The sequence below is a fragment of the Vibrio coralliilyticus ATCC BAA-450 genome, assembly GCF_000176135.1.
Classification (GTDB): domain Bacteria; phylum Pseudomonadota; class Gammaproteobacteria; order Enterobacterales; family Vibrionaceae; genus Vibrio; species Vibrio coralliilyticus.
Genome location: NZ_ACZN01000017.1, coordinates 695,468 through 714,723 on the forward strand (window position 1 = coordinate 695,468; position 19,256 = coordinate 714,723).

Annotated in this window: 14 protein-coding genes; 9 read left to right on the forward strand and 5 right to left on the reverse strand. The window is 45.8% G+C overall.

Going from position 1 to position 19,256, the window contains the following annotated elements:
• Nucleotides 1-5 precede the first annotated feature (5 nt).
• The 4 genes from VIC_RS18310 to VIC_RS18325 are packed head-to-tail and all read right to left on the reverse strand — an operon-like array spanning nt 6 to nt 7,409.
• Complete coding sequence (locus VIC_RS18310; RefSeq protein ID WP_006961607.1) at nt 6-1,415, reverse strand: type II and III secretion system protein family protein; 1,410 nt, start codon at nt 1,413-1,415, stop codon at nt 6-8.
• A gap of 18 nt (nt 1,416-1,433) precedes the next feature.
• Nucleotides 1,434-2,273 carry a Flp pilus assembly protein CpaB gene (gene cpaB / locus VIC_RS18315; protein ID WP_006961608.1) on the reverse strand — a complete coding sequence of 280 codons (840 nt, stop codon included), beginning with the start codon at nt 2,271-2,273 and terminating at the stop codon, nt 1,434-1,436.
• 24 nt (nt 2,274-2,297) lie between these two features.
• Nucleotides 2,298-2,480, reverse strand: coding sequence for a Flp family type IVb pilin (locus VIC_RS18320; protein WP_006961609.1), 183 nt, complete (start codon nt 2,478-2,480; stop codon nt 2,298-2,300).
• Nucleotides 2,481-2,537: 57 nt separating this feature from the next.
• Nucleotides 2,538-7,409, reverse strand: coding sequence for an Lcl C-terminal domain-containing protein (locus tag VIC_RS18325; RefSeq protein ID WP_050778639.1), 4,872 nt, complete (start codon nt 7,407-7,409; stop codon nt 2,538-2,540).
• A gap of 171 nt (nt 7,410-7,580) precedes the next feature.
• On the opposite strand from VIC_RS18325, the gene VIC_RS18330 reads away from it, so the two are divergent.
• The 3 genes from VIC_RS18330 to VIC_RS18340 all read left to right on the forward strand — a co-directional run bounded on the left by VIC_RS18330 (nt 7,581) and on the right by VIC_RS18340 (nt 10,862).
• Entirely contained in the window at nt 7,581-9,623 is a 2,043-nt protein-coding gene (locus VIC_RS18330; RefSeq protein ID WP_006961611.1) for a hypothetical protein, read from the forward strand.
• Nucleotides 9,624-10,044: 421 nt separating this feature from the next.
• Entirely contained in the window at nt 10,045-10,479 is a 435-nt protein-coding gene (locus VIC_RS18335) for a hypothetical protein (RefSeq protein WP_006961612.1), read from the forward strand.
• 68 nt (nt 10,480-10,547) lie between these two features.
• Nucleotides 10,548-10,862, forward strand: a complete 315-nt coding sequence (locus VIC_RS18340) for an NIPSNAP family protein (protein WP_006961613.1) — start codon at nt 10,548-10,550, stop codon at nt 10,860-10,862.
• Nucleotides 10,863-10,934: 72 nt separating this feature from the next.
• On the opposite strand, the gene VIC_RS18345 is transcribed toward VIC_RS18340, so the two are convergent.
• Nucleotides 10,935-11,576, reverse strand: a complete 642-nt coding sequence (locus VIC_RS18345) for a MarC family protein (protein ID WP_006961614.1) — start codon at nt 11,574-11,576, stop codon at nt 10,935-10,937.
• A 156-nt stretch (nt 11,577-11,732) separates the two neighbouring features.
• On the opposite strand from VIC_RS18345, the gene nfsA reads away from it, so the two are divergent.
• From nfsA to VIC_RS18375, 6 genes are all read left to right on the forward strand, one after another.
• The gene (gene nfsA, locus VIC_RS18350) at nt 11,733-12,455 is read left to right on the forward strand and encodes an oxygen-insensitive NADPH nitroreductase (protein WP_006961615.1); all 723 of its coding nucleotides are present in this window, start codon (nt 11,733-11,735) and stop codon (nt 12,453-12,455) included.
• 430 nt (nt 12,456-12,885) lie between these two features.
• Entirely contained in the window at nt 12,886-14,637 is a 1,752-nt protein-coding gene (locus VIC_RS18355) for an SgrR family transcriptional regulator (RefSeq protein WP_006961617.1), read from the forward strand.
• A gap of 192 nt (nt 14,638-14,829) precedes the next feature.
• Nucleotides 14,830-15,828: an ABC transporter substrate-binding protein gene (locus tag VIC_RS18360; protein WP_006961618.1), complete on the forward strand. Its 999-nt coding sequence runs from the start codon at nt 14,830-14,832 to the stop codon at nt 15,826-15,828.
• A gap of 71 nt (nt 15,829-15,899) precedes the next feature.
• On the forward strand, nt 15,900-16,799 hold the full coding sequence (locus VIC_RS18365; RefSeq protein WP_039952184.1) for an ABC transporter permease: 900 nt from the start codon (nt 15,900-15,902) through the stop codon (nt 16,797-16,799).
• Nucleotides 16,792-18,015, forward strand: a complete 1,224-nt coding sequence (locus VIC_RS18370) for a quaternary amine ABC transporter ATP-binding protein (RefSeq protein WP_006961620.1) — start codon at nt 16,792-16,794, stop codon at nt 18,013-18,015. Before VIC_RS18365 ends, VIC_RS18370 begins: the two co-directional genes overlap by 8 nt.
• Nucleotides 18,016-18,261: 246 nt before the next feature.
• The gene (locus VIC_RS18375) at nt 18,262-19,209 is read left to right on the forward strand and encodes a hypothetical protein (protein ID WP_236612189.1); all 948 of its coding nucleotides are present in this window, start codon (nt 18,262-18,264) and stop codon (nt 19,207-19,209) included.
• The last annotated feature ends 47 nt before the right edge of the window (nt 19,210-19,256 follow it).

The window sequence follows — 19,256 nt, forward strand, 5'->3', positions numbered from 1 at the left end:
GCACCTCAGTAGTAAAATCCGTTGTCGCCCAGTAAACGAGGCTTGCGGTTGTCGGTGTAAGTTGCTTTGCCACTGGTTCCGACGAAATCCTCGTCAGGCAGCGCCAGTAGTCTCTCCAAATCGCTTTGTGGAATCAGAGCATCGGTAGGAATCGGCAAGTTATCGCTTCGTGTTGGCTCGACAAGATAAGCGGTAGCGATAATGATCAGTTCTGTTTCACGGCGTTGATACTCGTTAGAACGGAAAAGACCACCTAGAATTGGAATATCTCCCATACCCGGCAGTTTTTGTAGCTGCTCAATTTCACTACTTTGCAGTAAACCGCCAAGTGCAAAGCTCTGCCCGCTAGCCAGTTCAATCGTTGTTGACGCTCTACGTGACGTAAAGGAAGGCAGTACATTGCCATTTAAAACCGCTTGATTATCAACAGAGACACTGCTGACCTCAGGCTCAACTTTTAAGCTGATTCTATCTGGACCAAGCACCACAGGTTTGAAGTTCAGATTGACACCAAATGGCTTGTACTCAACCGTCGCAGTGTCCCCTTGAATCAGAGGAATTGGCACTTCGCCACCAACTAGGAAGTTAGCTTCTTCACCAGACATTGCGGTCAGGTTTGGCTCTGCCAGAATCGACATATCACCAGTAGAAGCCAGCGCATCAACCAGCGCACTTAGGTTAGGTTTGCCCCAACTACTTACATCCCAAGGTTTATTGTAAAGAAAGCTACCGACCGTATTCTCAACGGTGCTGCCATTGGTGACCAGAGAGCCCCACTTAATGCCGAGTTTATTCGATACATTGCGTGAGACTTCTGCAATTCGAATACGGATGTTAACTTGCGTTGGCATCGTCACGACCAACTGGTTAATCAGCTCGTCACCATTCGAGTTTTGCTGGTTTTCAGAGTTACTCTCCGATGAATTACTGCTTTTTGAAGAGTCATTGTTATTGCTCTCTTGCGGAGCGACGATCGGAGACAAATACCCTTTCGCCACATTAACGATACTGTGCGCCATTACCGGAGTCGGCACAGACCCTTTAAGCCACAGCTTGCCACCGAGTGATTCAGAATTCACGGAAGCGTCAGGGAACTGGGCTTTGATTAGTTCATCCAATTCCTGAGTATCATGGACCACGCGAATTTTGTTGCTGTAAATCACTCGTTCCTGCTCATTAAGAACGGTGATCGTGGCAGTGCCAGCCTGCATACCAAACACCATGATTTTAGTGTTGGTCATAGGTTGATAGTCCGCGATGTGTGTATTGGAAATAAAAATCGACTTTGCCTTTTCTGACAGGCGAATCATTTTCGCTTCATTTATGTTCACTTCGAGGGCATTTGCCCATGTTGGAAGCGCAAAAAGCCAACCGGGAAGCAGCAACAAGCTCCACCAGCGCAGTAATGTGTTCATTGTTTCGTCCTGAAGTTGTTAGTTTTTGTCGCTGTTTGGTCGTAACTGAATCAGGTCTACGTCCGGAGCAATTAGTTTGCTTTCCGGATTCAGCTGAGTCGTTGTGATGGTATGGCTTTGCGGTAATGAAAAGTCTGTTTCACCCGAACCACGCAATGAAAGAGTCAAGCGGCCTAACTGGTTAGCAAGCACAATTTGTGTTGCCTGCTCTGGCGTCACTTCAAGTGATACAGAGCTGTTATCCGGTATTTTTGCCCCGTAGTCATGACGCTTTTCCTGGAACCCTTCAGATGATGAGAGATTATTGAAAGCAAGAATACGAACATTGGTTGCAATAGTGCTGACGTAAAGGCCTTCAACCACATTATCGTACTTCTTCAACTCGCTGACCTTAGAACCCAGCAGTAAAATATCGACTTTATCACCCGGTTGAACAAAGCCAGAATTGGCAGTCACCTGATCAACAGGCACCGATACCGCTCTATACCCAGCTCTGACTTTCAAGGCTAATGAAGCCCCACCCTGTGGTGGTATCAAGTCAGCCGCAGCGATAACTTGCCCTTGTTTAATTGCAATATGTGCAATACCACTCGCCAGGTTAATGGAAGTGATCTCATCTTCCGTCACGTAATCGACGTAATCAGAAAGCTGCTCCTCACTCAGAGATTGCCAACGAAACATATTGGGCGTGTAGACATCGCCGACACCGATATCCTGACCCGAAACCAGCACTCGCTGGAACACTTGTTCAGGTTGCTCTTTCGTCTGATGTTCTGAGTTATCTTGCCCAAGCAGCAACAATCCTATGCCTACGCTAGACAGTAAGATAGATAACATCATCAATCGCTTAGCCGTCATGATTATTCCTTCAGCCTTGTCGGTTTAGTTACCAGAATCCTGAGTTTGCTCCAGTGATTCGATCACTGTCTCGTAGGCACCCACAATGGCTTTGGTCAACTTGCCATCACTGCCTCCAACGAACGAAAGAAGAACAACAGACATTGCCGCTGCCAAAATTGCGTATTCAATCGCAGCTGCGCCACGTTGCTTATTTTTATTTAACATGAATAGACTCCTGAAAAAGAGAAGGTTCAGCCGCAATAAAAGGGCTGAAAGTTATTATTATTTTGAGATAAATCGGTATAGGTAATTTTTAAAGAACTCGTGAGAGCTTCTTTCTTTCCGTCCTTGCTCACCTGATTTTAAATCTAGATAATCGTAATAATTTGAAGTTGTTAGGTTGTTCAAATAAATGGAGACTGTGCCGCCGTAAGAGCCTTTTACTATGCTGTGTACGAATACAGTTTCATCTAGTGGCATCAAGCTTGATAGTTCATCGACAGATGGCAACCGCCAGTTGCTTAAGCCGCAAACTTTTTCAGAGTTTTGAAGGTTTAACCTTTCGCTGTAAAGTGCGTAATCAACTTGGCGAGCCCCCCCATCATTGGTATCAAACAACTGCCAGACTTCCCCAGTAGAATCATTTTTTGCACACGATGCCTGTTCTCTACTTTGCACAATATCGCCATTGTGCGCGAGATAGATCCAGTTAATCTGTTGGACCGTTTCACGGACTAAACGCGCTAACGTAACATCTTGATCTGAATAATGACTGTGTGAGAACCTTTCCGTCTCACCTATGTGCGTTTCAGTTGAATAGGTATAAGCCTTCTGCTTGTCCGCACTGTATTCAGCGTCTGACCAGTAGTAATATGTGGAAGTTTTCTGGCCTTGATTAGCGGGGTGATGAGGGAAAGCTTTAAGATCTAAAGTCGCCTCTTTACCTTCTAGCGTGGTAGCTGTCGCCAATCCTTTTAACTGAGGTAAGCTCGGCACCTGCCAGTCACTGAATCCGCAAAAAGAACGATTGTTTCTCGCTTCTAAGTAACCACCAGCACCTAGCAAGGTTTTTATGTCAGCGCCTGCTGCATTGAAAGAGACGTGGTCAACACCACCAATTTGGCCATCTTGTAGTAGAGTCCATGTTCTCTTTTTATCACCAGAACTCACATCCAATACACAACGCCAACCTTGAGCATATGTTGCACTTGCAGGCAAGAAACGACCAAGTAAATCTAATTTGGCAAACCGACCCAATACGGTCGCTTCTCCCTGACTGACAACATACCCAGCGTCATGCGCTCGATTTAATCCGTCTACAATTGCGACTTTCAGAGCCGAAATATCCTGAAGTGAAGAAGCGTGTGCAACTTCCTCTGTAAGAGGGGTAATTAACAAACCAAGTGTCTTAAAGCGATCCGGAAGAGCCGCTAAATTCGTGTCTAATAGTTGCTTCAAAATCGCAAGTGATTGGATTTCACTTTCCATTTGAGCGACTAAATCGCTCAATGCCAATGACGAAGAATGAATTTCACTGCCTAGACTTGCTGCCAATAAACGATCTTTTTCAGAAACAAGCTCACTATCTAGTGTATGTATTTTCGCTATTTGTTTGGCGGCTTCTAGAAGCTCTTTTGTTACGACTAAAGCATTTATGTTTTCACGAATGGTAGACAGCTTAGTCTCAAGGCTTTTTACGTTGACCAGGAAACTAATGCTCGCCGTATCAGTGTTGTAGCGCAGGAGGTTGGACTGTAGTTTAAAATCTTTTAACACTGATTCAAATTGCACTAATTGAGAACTTGATGGCATGACAGCCTTGTTCACAGTCTCCAGTTGATCTGAAACGTCAGTAAGTAATATTCGAGACGTTTTGGTTTGATTCTTGAGTGCAGTAAACCAGTTAGATAAAAAATTCTCAGACTCTGTCGTTAACGTATTTTGGTCAGATAATAGCTTTTCTGCACTAGCTAACTGAGTGATTGAGTCAGCGAGCAACCTATCGCTAGATATGGTTTCCCATTTTGCATAAGCATAGTTGAAAAGCATACCAGGCTCTTTTTCTATACCTTTTGCATAGGTCACGGGTACGCCGGACTTGTTGGCCCAAATGGACGGAGAAGCATCACTGATCATGTTGCCTCGCACTGTTGGAGGCAAAGAATCACTGTTTCTCTTCGACAGTAATGCAACTTCCTCAGCTGTAGGCAAAGTCCATTGGCTGATACCGCAGTTGTTTAGTTCAGATATCACGCTCATTACTTCAGCTGAAGTCGAGATAGAAACAGAAGTTGACCAAAAGATAGGTGTACCTTTACCTTCAGTATCATATTCAGCGATACATTTAACATTGCTACCTACCCAACCATTGTAATCCGCATAGCTTGGTACTTGCAGCATTGACACCATCGGAAGATACTGAATCGCAACAAACTTACCTTCCAAACTAGATGCCCAAAGAATCTCACTCGCCGGGTGTTCCAAACCTGGGAATACGCTCTTTTTAACACGCAGGCCGACGTTACTCTTCGCATAAGCCTGTGTACCGATAAACTGAGGAACCGATGTAACAGGTTTCCAGCTAGCACCTTGGTCGACCGTAAATTCATAATACTCAGGCTTATCAAAGGTGACGGCTTTATCAGCAATGGTGGTCGAGAGGAAGTTCCAAGAGATTAAGTTGGGGTACTTTGTGTTGGCTTGGTCACTCCCTACAACGATGTTTCCACCTGTCAGTGCAGGTAATTTTGGAAGCTCTGTAAAGGCAGTGTCATTACTGGCTTGTGCGCCTGCTGGCATGCCGTTTTCACTATTAGCACGAACGCGTACTTGAACATGACCGATACTTTTGGCGACATCGCCCACTACTACAGGCTTTTCTAGCACTGGAGCCCAATCAGTTCCCTGATTCATTGACCACTCATAGTCGGACAATGAGGTAAAGCCAGTGACAAAGGTCCAGTCCAATGTATCAGCAATGTCATCCACCACCACACCTGTTGGCGCTGCTGGCGCATCCGGTTGCTTTGTCAGAGCCTTGGTGTTTGACAAAGCGGAACTAGCAAGACGTCCTGTGACGGGATCGTACTTAACACGGACCTCTAAACTACCAACGGCATAAACTTTGTCTTCAAGTTGAAGAGGTTTGCTCTGAACGGTTGCCCAAGCTGCACCATCGACGCGATATTCATAATCACTATCCGAATTAAAACCATCGACCCAATCCCAATTGAACGTATTTAACGCATCATTAACCAGCCCATTCGTCGGCGCACTTGGCGTACTTGGAGTGACAGTGAATACCTTGTCTGAACACAAGTTTTCACCGACAGCATCATCGTCTGATGCTTTGATACGAACACAGACCTGTCCCACTTTGAATGCTTCATCAGGAATAGCCTGAGGTTTTGATGTTACAGGGCGATAGCTGATTCCACTATTAAGTGAGTATTCGTATTGCTCCACGTTCGGGTAACCGTCAACGTTCGTCCAGTTCAGAAGGTTGTCAGCATCGTTGATGACTGGAAGCGTCGGTGCAACAGGCTTGTTCAACACTTTGTTAAACGCGCTGCTCACCACCAGACTTTTACCAGCCGGGCGGCCATCAATCGGGTTCGCTTTCACTCTCAGTTGAATGGTGTTGGCTGGAATGTTTACATTGCCAATTTGGTAAGGGTTCGCTGACGCATCTTGCCATCCGCTGCCGAGATTGATTTCATAATCAGCGGCGTTACCGAAACCAGACACGTTTTCCCAAGCCAGGATATCTGAGTCATCATTCGCAGAGATTAAAACCGGAGCAACGGGCGCATCAGGAGTGACCGTCATCGCGGTCTCTGATTTCACCACCAGCCCAGCAGGACGACCTGAACTTTGGTCAGCTTTAACTCTGAGCTTTAAGTCTCCGACTGGAATCGCAATATCAGCGATGTTTTGTGGTTTGCTCACTACATCGTGCCAATTTTTGCCACCATCCAGTGTGTACTCATAGTGAGCGACGAGCCGAAAATCTGCCGAGTGTTGCCAGTCAAAGCTATTGTCAGCGTCATTGAGTGTCAAAGATGTCGGAGCGGCAGGTACAAGCGTCGCCGTGAACGCTTTAGTCGATAGAAGTGCCATGCCTGATGCCAAAGATCTCGCTGGCTTTGCCATGATACGTACCTGAACATCACCAACACTTCTTGCTGGAGCACCGACATTAATGGGCTTTGACGTTGCCGGTTGCCAACTTTGACCTCTATCTAACGAGAATTCGTAAGCGTTAACCTCTGTGAAACCCGGAACAAATTGCCAATCAAACGTGTCAGCCGCGTCATTGACGACCCCGCCGCGTGGTGCTCTCGGTCTGGTTAGAATTTTGTCGCCATCTAAGTCTTCTGGCTTAATTTTAAGATGCTCATAGTAATCAGAACCGATCTGAGCTAACGCTTCTTCCGTATTGCTCGCGCCATGAGATAACTGATCGGTACGAAGCTTTAGTTGCGCGGCGTCTAAATTCGCCAATCTTTGAATCGAGCCTTTTCTCGCCACTTCCTGACTGACACCGTCATTGACGGAGCTTTCCTGAGCAGACTGCAAGACTCGGGTAATCCCTCGTGCCAGCATGTGTATCTCTCGACTTTCCTGAGAAGTATCTGCCGCATAGTCTGACTTAAGCACATCGGCGGAAACACTTAGCTCGCTAGCAAGGCTTTCTGCAGCTTCATCAAACGTTGCCCCAGAACTTGTTGCTAGGCTGGCAACCATCGACGTCATAGGGCTGATGATGCTCGGTTGTGATGATGGCGTTTCCAGAGTGAAGCCCTGAGTGACAGCTTGATTTGGGTTGTCCATGTCAACCGTCACATTGGCAATGGCTTCTACCAGCAACTTGTAATTTTCGACGTTGCCTTCAAAAGGCAATGTGTACTGACCCGACTTGTCCGTCTGAACCGTTGTACCATCTCCACTATCACAGACCGCATTGTTGTTTTTATCCAGACAAACATTCGCTTTGTAAAGATAACCATCGAGTACCACACCAGATAATACTGAGCCAGAGTTGCCTGTTGCAGGCGTCTCATTTGAAGTCAGTTTTGGGTCAGATTCATTTCCTCCGCCACAACCGAAAAGTGCAACGGAAATAGCCCCGACACTGAGCTTTTTGGTCAGCATTTTCACCGCTGGATACTCCTTAAATTTGTAGGTCTAATCAAAATTCCGGCGGCGATATTAATTTAAATGATATTTATTATCAATATCATTTGATCTTTTATTTCACATGGTGATTAAATAATAGAGATAAATGCTAGGTCTGATATTAATTAACAAGATTATTGGTTTAACATGCTTAAGAATACAACAATATGCAGTGTAGCCCTTGCTGTGTCTAGTGCTATAGCTCTATCCGCATGCGGTGGTGGCGGAGAATCTGGAAGTTCATCATCGGCGGCAACAGCCAGCACGTACAGCTACCAAAGTATGGCATCCTGTGCAGATACTGACCTTGATGGCAGTTGTAGTAACTATGAAAAACAAGTGGCGGTTACGAGCGGCTATTCAAGAATGATCGATGCCAATGGGGCAATACTTACCTCTCCCGCTGAATTGAGCATCATCTCTCCCTTCACGACTCTGCTCCACAGTGAGATGCTATACAACCCATCGACGAGTGGCAGTGTCGAAAAATCAAAGGTTTACCTTCAGTCTGTGCTTGGCCAGCACGTAGGTGTCGACTTCACATCGGTGGACGTCAGCCATGGCCCTCAACAAGCGACAAATCTTCTGATGGCATCGCTGGAACAAGCTCAGACCCAGGGCTCAAGCAGTTCGCCAATGGTGAATATAGCCCAAGCTCTTGATGCAATGATTGAACACAAGACGCTTGATCTTTCCGCAATAGATCTAGCAGCTCAAACATCACGCCATGTCAGTTTTGATGGTTCACTGTTAATTCATGGGTCACAAAGTGATGCTGGCTTGGCCGCTATGAAATCGATCGCCCTTAACCCTGCCAATAGCAGAATAATCTACGTTGATGCACGCGATAATGTCCGAGAGCTGGATACGGCCACAAAACAATCGGTTGCAGTCGGTGCTTCAAGTTCATCATTTAGCTCTCGTAGTATCTCTTCGTATGATGACGACGATGAAGATGAGCATGACGATGATGACCATTATGGCGGAAATGCTAACAAACTTCCTGGATATCAACAGGATACCTCCAACACGCTCAAGGAAGTGGTTCCCGCGCTCAACAGTGTTCAGTCATACAAATTGTACGAACCTAATGGCGTACGAAACCAGAGCTTCGTCTGCAATACGACAGGGGGTAACGGCATATTCCTGACCAGCCTGCAGGACAAGACGGGCAACCCGAATACCAACGTTGCGGTCAGAACAGCAACGCGGAAATTGCAAATCGATGCGTACGGAGGTGCCTCAGGAAGTGAGCTCCCTGTGACTCCACCACCTGCTCAACCAACCGTTCCGCTATCTGCGTCTTCCTGCTACAACGATAACTTTGAGTGGATGCACCCTCTCTATCAGCAAGGTACGATGATTGCTAAGTTGGATGACGGATTAAATGCAAACGGGGATCAGCTACGCCGCTTAGACGCCACCACGCTCAGTATGGAGTCCATTACTTACACGTTAGATTCTGATGAGAAAACCATTATCTTCTCCAAAGATGATAATGAAATTCTGATTATCTCGGATAATCGTCAATCTGCACCTAAGCTAGTTGAAACCAAGACTTTAACCGAACGGTTAGCTTTGAATATCACCGACGTCTTAAATGCCAGCTTCGCTTCTGGCGGTCAAATAGTGATGGCACTGGCATCGGAAAACAAAATCATTTGGACAGATAAAGCGCCTAATACTCAGCAACTTGGCTCTGTTAATCTCGACGGTCAGGTCAAGCTGATGGACTCATCTCCCAACGGCGCGTTCACCGTTGCCATCACTGCCACCAGCGTCTACTTGCTCGACAATGTTAAGCGAGAAATCGCTAAGCAAATCAGCTTTGACGCAAGCCAGACAACGAATCTGTTTGTCCAAAACGACAAAGCGATAGCCATTAACAAAAATGGAGTAGATTACTTCCAGTTCGCCAACATCTCAGGGCCTAAGCTAAAAGTTGCTTCTCAATTAGTAACCAAGGAGCTGCTTGAGAGCTGGGAAAAAACCTCGACCTCTCACTGGAACTCAACCAGCTTAGGTTATGTGCTGACTCAAACAGGAACATCGGCAAGTTCAGCGCAGGCGTTTAATGATGTCACGTTGAACTGGAGCCCTTCAACAGCGACACAGGCTAGCCAGATTACCGGAGTCTACATAAACGGCACAAACCGTGGTGACAGAGTGCAACTATACAAAGCGCTTTAGCCCTAAGGGAGGCCAAGCCTCCCTTTATTTTGTGAGTACAAAATGAAGCGACCTGGTGCCTTTCAGCGCTGCTCTCTATACATGCGACAGGCTTGTTCAAAGTTATTCAGTGAATAAAATATCACCTAAGTCCTAGTAGCTAAAACCACTTTAAATTCAGTTACTTTTCCAGCTTTACGAAGCATTTGTAGCTCGTTAGTATTGGCGTTCAACGTTGAACTAGGAATCATAAGCGAATACTGCAAAATACAAGGTTTAAAACCCTCACCCCGTATCATGAATTACATCGATCAAATGAATCACATTACGGACATGTCAACGGTGTTTGAACGTATCATGAATCAGCAATAACCATTGATAGCATTAAAGGCTTCTCTGGAAACATCCGGTGAAGAAAGAAAGTTTTGGGAGTGCATTTACAATGCGTTATAAAACTATGGCCTTAGGCTTGTTGTTTTGCAGCCTTTCGGCACAAGCAGCGAGTCTTGATCCTTGGGCAGAACAGCTCGAGCAAGAAATGCATGCCAAATATACCGTTCTTAATGAACGCGTTTCAGCGTGTAAGGCCATGCGCAAAAGCTTTGATTATGCCAAGCCATTAAATGAAGGTTGGTTTAAGACTCTTGATACCACTGAGCAACAAAAAGTTATTCAGTTTGGATTCGCAAACGCCTCACAGCAATGCTCAGCGAAAGAGCGCGAAGCTTATGCAGGTTCTATGCTCGATTACGTCGCTTACACCGGAGACAAGAAGCCTCTCAATGAATGGCTTGAAGCACATCAATCGTCCTTGCTCAGCCGCTCGCCAATGCTCGATTACTGGCGTGATGTCAAAACTTTGTTTCGTCTGACGTAAAATATTGCGTTTGTTATTAAATCGGATTACAACAAGAAACATCACTTTATCTACCAGTGGATGACACTTTGAAACTCATTGAACTTCGTGAATACAAGATCAAACCCGGCATGACTCAACAATGGCTAGACTGGATGCACGAGGAAATTCTTCCGTATCAGATCTCTAAAGGCATGAAAGTACTCAATACCTATATTCACAAGGGTGAAGACGGAGAAGATTACTTTATCTGGTTACGCGAATTTGACGATGAAGCATCACGCGAAAAAATCTACGCGGAAACGTACAACGAGTGGTGGATCAACGAAATTCGCCCACGGGTATTTGAGCATATCGACCAAGACTCCGTCACAGTACGTGTATTGACCCCTTCGGGCATCTGATCACGAATTGAACGCATTAAAAAGGCCATCCATCAGGATGGCCTACATGTATCAGTTTAAAAGTGCTCAACCTTAAACAAAGACAGTTTTGTAAGCTTCCGCCAACCCTTCAATCAGCATCTGAGTACCAATTACCGCTAAAATCAACCCCATCATTTTAGTCACCACGTTCAGCGCACTTGGGCCAACGGCTTTCACCAGCTTGTTGCCAAACAAGAAAAGAACGTAAGTGATGACGCACAATACCCCGAACGCGACGATAGTAATGATCGTCTGGTCAAAGCCACCTGTCGTGGCAAAGTTCATTGCTGTGGCGATCGTACCTGGGCCAGCAAGAATAGGCATTGCAAGCGGAGAAACCGCAACACTCAAAGCCGCTTGCTGCTGCTCTGGAGAATAGGCTTTTTCCTTGGTTTTATGATGAGTGGAATTGCCTTGCAGCATATGAAAACCAATCAGGAACACTAGGATTCCCCCCGTGATGCGCAGCGCGTACAACGTGATGCCAAACAAATCAAAAATCAGTTTCCCTGAAATGGCAAACACTGAAACAATCACAAAAGCAAAGAAAACCGAACGAAAAGCAATCGATTTTACCGTCTGTCGATCATCATCGCTGGTCAGGCCAAGAAAAATAGGAATGTTGGCAATCGGGTTCATGATGGCGAAAAAACCCATAAACACAGTAACAGCATGCACGACTAATTCTTTCATAAGTCCTTCTTATTCTATAAATTTTCGATTTCAGTATAGAAGGAGACCATAACTGTGAAACAGAAAAGTGACAACTAAGTGATCTCTGACTCGACATTTCCACGCATACTCGATATGTTGCACAAGCAATTTATACCAAGAACAAAGGACTCAGCCATGACACCGACGATAGACACTATCCTGTCTCACCGTTCGATCCGTAAATTTACCGATCAGGCCATCGATTCATCTCAGCTCAACACCATTATTCAGTCTGGCCTTGCAGCTTCGTCTTCCAGCATGTTGCAAGTTGTGTCGATCATCCGCGTCACGGATAAAGAAAAGCGCAAGGCGTTAGCGCATCTAGCAGGCGATCAGCCTTACGTTGAGAGCGCGGCAGAGTTTCTTGTATTTTGTATTGATTATCAAAGACATTTTGAAATTAACCCGCAGGTAAAACCTGAATTTACTGAGTTGACACTGATCGGGGCAGTAGATTGCGGCATCATGGCGCAAAATTGCCTAGTGGCAGCCGAATCACTCGGGTTGGGCGGTGTTTACATTGGCGGTTTGAGAAGCTGTGCTGAGGAAGTTGACCAGTTACTGAATCTGCCAGCCAACAGCGCGGTATTGTTTGGGCTGTGTTTGGGTCATCCAGATCAAAACCCTGAAATCAAACCACGCCTGCCTGCACACGTCATTGTGCATGAAAACGAGTATCAGACTCTGAATCTAGACGATATTCGCGAGTACGATGAAACAATGCAGACCTACTACGCAGGTCGTAGCAGCAACCAGAAACAAAGCACTTGGTCTGAGCAAGTCACAGGCAAACTCGCTGGCGAGTCCCGTCCGCACATCAAAGGTTACCTAAACAGTAAGGGCCTAGCCAAAAAGTAACACCTCACAGGCTCAGGCATGGGCCTGAATGCGTGGTAAAAAGAGCAGCACTGCCAATCATGTTCGTGGGGGTTTTAGGAGCATGTTTGCCTGCCAGTGCTGCTGTCTTTAGCCACTTACCAGTGGCAAAGTTGTATCAAGGCCAGAATCGCTGAACGTTCCAACCAAGAATCGGTTTTTTCCAATCTCTCGTGATAGTACGAGACCAGACACTTCTGCTTACTGTAACTCATCTTGCTTCTCTCTCTGTATCCTGTGTTGACCTGATTATTATTCCTCTATAATAGGAACAGAAAAACCGAGAGATTTATTCTATATATTTCCCTATTAGTTCCCCAATTGGGTTTAATCAATCAAATGACGCCCAAAATAGGTAAAATAGGGAAATTAAAAATTAGCATTGTGCTTGTTTTTTCGATCTGAGGGACCGATGTCAGACTTAAACTTACTGCGTTACTATTCCCGACTAGAACCACTAGGTGTTGGCGAAGAAATCAAAACGTCTCTGCCGCAGGTGGCTGAACTCTTGTTTACCAGCCCTCGTCATGCGAGAAATTTGCTCAACCAGATGCAGCAACTTGAATGGTTGGAATGGTCACCTAAGGTAGGCAGGAACCAACGTTCCGGTTTGCTGCTCAACCTTCCGCTGGATGAACTGAAATCTCAGCTGGCTGCCAAACGTATTCTGGAAGGGAAGTACGAGAAAGCACTGAGCATTCTCGATGATGATGAAACTGCATTTGGCCGCTTGCTACAAAGCACATCGGGTGCATCACTCAGAGAGGGATTACTTCATATTCAGTTGACCTATAAACGTCCTTTTGAACGCTTAGTGCCTCATCAATTGCAGCGTTCCAGTGAGCGATACTTACTGCGCCAGATTTATTGCTGCTTGGTAAGCAGTGACTCCGAAGGCAATTTAGAACCTCAACTCGCACATCATTGGCAATACGATGAGACTCACTATCAATGGACGTTTTATCTCAGGCCTGCCCTCACATTTCACAATGGCGCAGCGATAGACGCAGACAGTATTGTCAGCCTGTTTGCCAAACTCTCCACTCTAGCCAACTATCAGAGTGAACTCTCTCATCTAGTCAGCGTGACGTCTCCGATGGCGAACAAGGTCGTGTTCCAGCTTTCAGAACCCGACCAAGGTTTTGGCGGCCTTATCTCTGGCGTGAAGTATGCGATTCAACCAACCAGTCAAGTCAACAATGCCCACAGTTACGCGGTGACTGGTTCTGGCCCTTTTCAGGTAAGTGAACATTCACAAACTCGCCTTTGTCTGGAAGCCTTCGAGCGCTACTATGGCTGCCGCGCATTAACCGATCAAGTCACTATCTGGAAGCTTGATGAGAGTGAATTGGCCAACAAACAGATTCAGACTAACCAACCCGGCGCTCAGGAAAGCAGCGAGTGCAATTATTACCTCTCTCATGCGGTGGACGTGAAAGTACGCAATGATACTCAGCAATCTCGTATTGAAGATGGCTGTATGTTCATACTGTTCAACCAGATTGCCTCCACCACTCTTAATGATGCTCAGCGGCGCTACCTGTCTTCACATTTAAGCCCATCTCGTGTTTTTGAACAGCTCAAATCGAGTCAGACACTGTTTGGCTGCGAAATCGCGCAGAACATGCTGCCGATGTGGCATCCAGTCATTCGCCCAGAGGCGTCCAGTATAGAATTACCAAAGCAACTCGATATTGCCGTTTATGATTACACTGTGCTGAGAAATTGCGCGTTTGCTGTCAAAGCGATATTGGCGAAACTGGGCGTAAAAGTTGAGGTTAATACCTATTCTTATCGAGAGCTCAATGAGCTTGCCCAAAATCAACAGCTCAACGAGTCCATGATCATCACTAATATCAATCTGGATGATAACCGACACGCTTCCGCGTTCAACAGCCTGTATCACAACCCGGTTCTGCAAAGCTGCATTGGTGAAGAATCTAAACAATGGCTCACTCAATCACTCACAACACTTCGAACGCAAACTCCTTTAAATCAATACCTTGATGCTCTGGAACCGATCGCTTCAGCCCTGATTAATCAGTACTGGCTAACACCACTTTTCCATCATCGCCAGACACTGCGTTTCCACGGTGTACTCAAAGATGTAGAGCTGACCAATTGGGGTTGGCCTGACATAAGAAATGTTTGGTCGACGGATTAAACAAAATTCGTTTGTACTCTTATGTTTAGCACTCTAAGGGAATGTTTTAGAAAAACATTCCCTTTTGCTTTAAAAATCGACCTTTTGCAGCCAAAACCAATATCTCACTTCTAAAAACTAATAAAATAATAATTTGAACACTAAATAAATATTTATTACTCTGTGCTTGTATACTTCAGAAAGGATTTCGAAATGAAATACACAACTGCAGCGTTAGCCTTAATCGCCGCTAACGCAGCCTTTACCTCTCAAGCTGTTGCAAGTGAATGTGGCAAGGTGACCATCGCTGATATGAACTGGAACTCTGCCAGTCTGATCGCCAACATCGACCGCTTCATTTTGGAACACGGTTACGATTGTGAAGCCGAGTTAATTCCTGGTGATACCATGCCAACCGGCACATCTATGATTGAGAAAGGTCAACCAGATGTCGCTCCTGAGCTATGGAGTAACAGCCTGAAAGATGCACTCGATAAAGGTGTAGAGGAGAAGCGACTCCGCTATGCAGGGCGATCACTAGTTGATGGTGGTGAAGAAGGGTTTTGGGTTCCGTCCTATCTGGTCAAACAATATCCTGAAATGAAGACCATTGATGGTGTTATCAAGCACGCCAACTTGTTTGAACATCCTGAAGATCCAGAGAAATCTGCATTCTACAGCTGCCCAGCGGGTTGGAACTGTCAAATTAGTGCAGGTAACCTGTTTAAAGCACTAAAACTTGATAATTCAGGTTTCGTTATCGTCGATCCGGGCTCAAGTGCGGGCCTCTCAGGTGCAATTGCAAAAGCTTACGAGCGAGAAGAGCCATGGTTTGGTTACTACTGGGCTCCAACTGCTGTGTTAGGTAAATACGACATGGTCAAAGTCGATTTTGGCAGCGGCGTCGATGAAAAAGAATTCATCGCCTGTACCACGAATGCAGACTGTGAAGCGCCTAAAGCCACTATGTACCCACCATCACCTGTACACACAATTACAACTGAAGCATTCGCGACTCGAGCGCCAGATGCTTATCAATACTTTACCAAACGTGGTTTCACTAACGCTGATATGAACCAACTGCTTGCGTGGATGGAAGACAATCAAGCGGATGGTGAAGAAACCATGTACTACTTCTTAGAAGATTACCCACAAATCTGGACCAAGTGGGTTTCTCAAGACGTAGCAAACAAAGTAAAAAGCGCGCTTTAACAAACGTTAGGCGCGTATGAAGTACTCCAAAGCCAGCACTGTCTGGCTTTGGTTTTAAAAGGAATTAAATGATGTCTGCAGAAAACTGGTTTAACAGCTTTCCTGAAATGGAACGCTCTGATTTAAGAGCTATCCGAAAAAGCCTCGATGGCGCTTACCGAGAGTTCTCCCGAGAATACGGAGAATTTATTGAATCCCTCTTTGACCCACTACTCTCATTTCTCATCTGGTTTGAGAAGCTTCTTCTTTCGACGCCTTGGGTCATTGTACTTGCTATCTGTACTGGTCTCGTTTTTCTCGCCAGTCGCTCATGGAAACTGACTTTAGGCTGTTTTGTCTCTTTGATCTTCATCGGATACTTCGGTATGTGGGAAGACACCATGCGCACCCTAAGCATCATTACCGTCTGTACCATGCTCTCCATCGCACTCGGAATACCGATTGGTATTGCAATGGCGCGTTCTGACCGCATTCAATCCGCTGTGACTCCTATGTTGGATATCATGCAGACCATGCCTGCGTTCGTCTACTTGATACCTGTAGTGATGCTGCTGGGCATAGGTAAGATTCCGGGCCTAATTGCAGTTGTAATTTACGCTATTCCACCAGTCATTCGTCTAACCAACCTCGGTATCCGTCTGGTCGATAAAGAAGTGCTGGAAGCGGCCACCGCTTTTGGTGCCAGCGCCAAACAGAGACTATGGGGAGTCCAGCTTCCGCTTGCTATGCCAACCATCATGGCTGGAATTAACCAAACTATCATGATGTCTCTATCTATGGTGGTTATCGCGTCGATGATCGGTGTGAAAGGTTTGGGCCAGCCTGTACTTAAATCTATTACCAACCAATACTTTACTTTAGGTCTACTTAACGGATTTGCCATTGTAGCCTTAGCCATTTTGTTTGACCGAGCATCTCAAGCCTACGCAAAACGTACTCAAGCTCACTTAGGAGACATGAAGCATGACTAAACCTCTTATTGAAATTAGTGGCTTGTATAAAGTATTCGGGCGCAAACCTAAGTCTGTGATGGAACGTGTCAAAGCCGGTGAAAGCAAAGACAAAGTGCTTGCAGATACTGGTCACACGGTCGGCCTCAAAGATATCAACTTGCAGATCAACAAAGGTGAGATCTTCGTTATCATGGGCCTTTCTGGCTCAGGTAAATCGACATTAATACGTCACTTTAACCGCCTTATCGACCCAACAGAAGGACAAATTCTGGTCGAAGGCACAGACGTGATGCAGCTCAATCAGAAAGAACTGGAAGAGTTTCGTCGTCATAAAATGTCGATGGTTTTTCAGCGCTTCGGCTTGTTGCCACACAGAACAGTAGTGGAAAATGTTTCCTACGGCCTTGAAGTTCAAGGGGTTGAGAAAGCTCAAAGACAAAGCAAAGCCGAACAATGGTTGGAAACCGTTGGGTTGAAAGGGTATGAGAATCAATATCCAGCTCAACTGTCTGGCGGTCAGCAGCAACGAGTTGGTCTCGCACGGGCTCTATGTACGGATGCAGAAATCTTATTGATGGATGAAGCCTTTTCTGCACTCGATCCTTTGATCCGCAGCGAAATGCAAGATCAGCTGATTGAGTTACAAGAGAAACTTCACAAGACCATCGTATTCATCACTCACGATCTCGATGAAGCACTTCGTCTCGGTGATCGCATCGCCATTCTAAAAGACGGCTTATTGGTTCAGCAGGGTACACCTGACGAAATCCTACTTCACCCAGCCGATGAATACGTTGAAGCTTTCGTCAAAGACGTGAACCGCGCGCGAGCATTAACTGTAGAGACAGTGATGCAACCACCAGCGTATCGTATCTCAGCAACCAACATCCAAGAAGCGATCAAACAAATGAAAGGCATCAGGCAGGACTATGCTTACCATGTCACGGATGAGGGTTATCAAGGCGTTGTCACCAAAGAAAGCCTACTGGATGCAGCGAAAGACACTTCCAGTGAAGAGTTTAACGAAGGGATTTACGAAGAGGTCCCTTCCATTTCTCCAGATGCTGCTATCGAAGAAGTACTGATGGACAGCATCTCTTGTGATTACTCACTACCAGTTGTTGATGATGAAGGTAATTTGCAAGGCGAGTTGGAACGAAGTGCCGTTGCAGAGATTTTCTCAGATCAAGTGGAGGAAGATTCCCCAGCCCCAAAGTTGGATAAAGTCTCCTAGGCTCAACGAGAGCCAAGCTGGCTCTGCAAGCACGAAGCAAGAACCCCGTACTATTGTGGTATGGGGTTTTGTATGAATAGCCGCCCTTTCTAACACTCCTCCTTACCACAGCAAACTATCAATCCATCTCGGCTAACTTTTCGCCATTGCTTCAAACTTTGAACATAATCACGCAGTTGCATTTGAAATCAAAAAATTAGTCCGTATTGTGTATGGGAAAGTCAAAAATACTGTATGGATAAACAGGTGTTAGCCAATAAATTTCAAGTCCACTATTACTTCAACGACGATTCTCACTCGATAGATGCACTGGTGCGACACCAGTGCGAAGCTGAGATCATCGCCATACTTTTTGAAGTTGCCACCACAATTGATGAGAACATTCAGATAGAAAGCGAAGCACATCAGGAAGGCGGTCTGCGTGACATCTGGAAAGTCGCCAACGCGAACGCTGGTATCCTTTCCGTAATTGTTGGCATTGCCTCGCTGGCTATCCCCCTTCTTCCAAAATCAGACTCCGAGCTTGAACGTTTACAAAAAGAAGAACTGCGTTTGAGCATTGAGGAACGTAAGCTGAGAATTGAAAAGCTAAAAGCGGAAGTAAAGTCTGAACGTGTCAACCCAGAAACGGTGTCAAAGGTTGCTGAAGTTGTTAACGAAAATTATAAGGTCATCACCCGACGTTCCAACCTGTTTAAGTATCTTAGTGCATACCCTAAAGTCACCAAAATTGGCATCAATGGACTCACCAAATCCGGCTCTGATGCGATGCCCGAGTCACACATCAGCAGGGCCGTTTTCAAAAAATTTGTCTTACCTTCTCACCGGCTGCCAATTCAAACCATCGACGATGCAGTCATAGAAATAGTTTCGCCAGTATTAAGGCAGGGCAACTATAGATGGAAAGGCATCTGGCAAGGACAAAACATCAGCTTTACGATGAAAGATATCAGCTTCAAACAAGATGTTCTGAGCAAACAAATCAGCTTCCAACATGGCTCTTCTATCCGCTGCGTCATGAATATTCGCTCGAAGCTAGACCACATTGGTGAAATCGTGATCACCAGCTTTTCCGTGGAGACGGTTCTTGAACATGGTCATGGCGTAGGCTCTCATGAAACTCCGCAGGGTAGCGCCTATCATCATCGACGAAGTTTAGAGGCCGCTCAGGGCGATCTGTTTGAAACCTCTTAAGAGCTGAGATAACTCAGCCTTTACCCACCGAAGGCTTTTCTCTCCCA

Excerpts from the sequence above, each read along its gene's own strand:
- VIC_RS18365 (WP_039952184.1), top strand. The coding sequence starts at position 15,900 with ATGTCTGCAGAAAACTGGTTTAACAGCTTTCCTGAAATGGAACGCTCT.
- VIC_RS18335 (WP_006961612.1), top strand. The coding sequence starts at position 10,045 with ATGCGTTATAAAACTATGGCCTTAGGCTTGTTGTTTTGCAGCCTTTCG.
- nfsA (WP_006961615.1), top strand. The coding sequence starts at position 11,733 with ATGACACCGACGATAGACACTATCCTGTCTCACCGTTCGATCCGTAAA.
- VIC_RS18360 (WP_006961618.1), top strand. The coding sequence starts at position 14,830 with ATGAAATACACAACTGCAGCGTTAGCCTTAATCGCCGCTAACGCAGCC.
- VIC_RS18325 (WP_050778639.1), bottom strand. The coding sequence starts at position 7,409 with ATGCTGACCAAAAAGCTCAGTGTCGGGGCTATTTCCGTTGCACTTTTC.
- VIC_RS18370 (WP_006961620.1), top strand. The coding sequence starts at position 16,792 with ATGACTAAACCTCTTATTGAAATTAGTGGCTTGTATAAAGTATTCGGG.
- VIC_RS18345 (WP_006961614.1), bottom strand. The coding sequence starts at position 11,576 with ATGAAAGAATTAGTCGTGCATGCTGTTACTGTGTTTATGGGTTTTTTC.
- VIC_RS18320 (WP_006961609.1), bottom strand. The coding sequence starts at position 2,480 with ATGTTAAATAAAAATAAGCAACGTGGCGCAGCTGCGATTGAATACGCA.
- VIC_RS18355 (WP_006961617.1), top strand. The coding sequence starts at position 12,886 with ATGTCAGACTTAAACTTACTGCGTTACTATTCCCGACTAGAACCACTA.
- VIC_RS18330 (WP_006961611.1), top strand. The coding sequence starts at position 7,581 with ATGCTTAAGAATACAACAATATGCAGTGTAGCCCTTGCTGTGTCTAGT.
- cpaB (WP_006961608.1), bottom strand. The coding sequence starts at position 2,273 with ATGACGGCTAAGCGATTGATGATGTTATCTATCTTACTGTCTAGCGTA.
- VIC_RS18310 (WP_006961607.1), bottom strand. The coding sequence starts at position 1,415 with ATGAACACATTACTGCGCTGGTGGAGCTTGTTGCTGCTTCCCGGTTGG.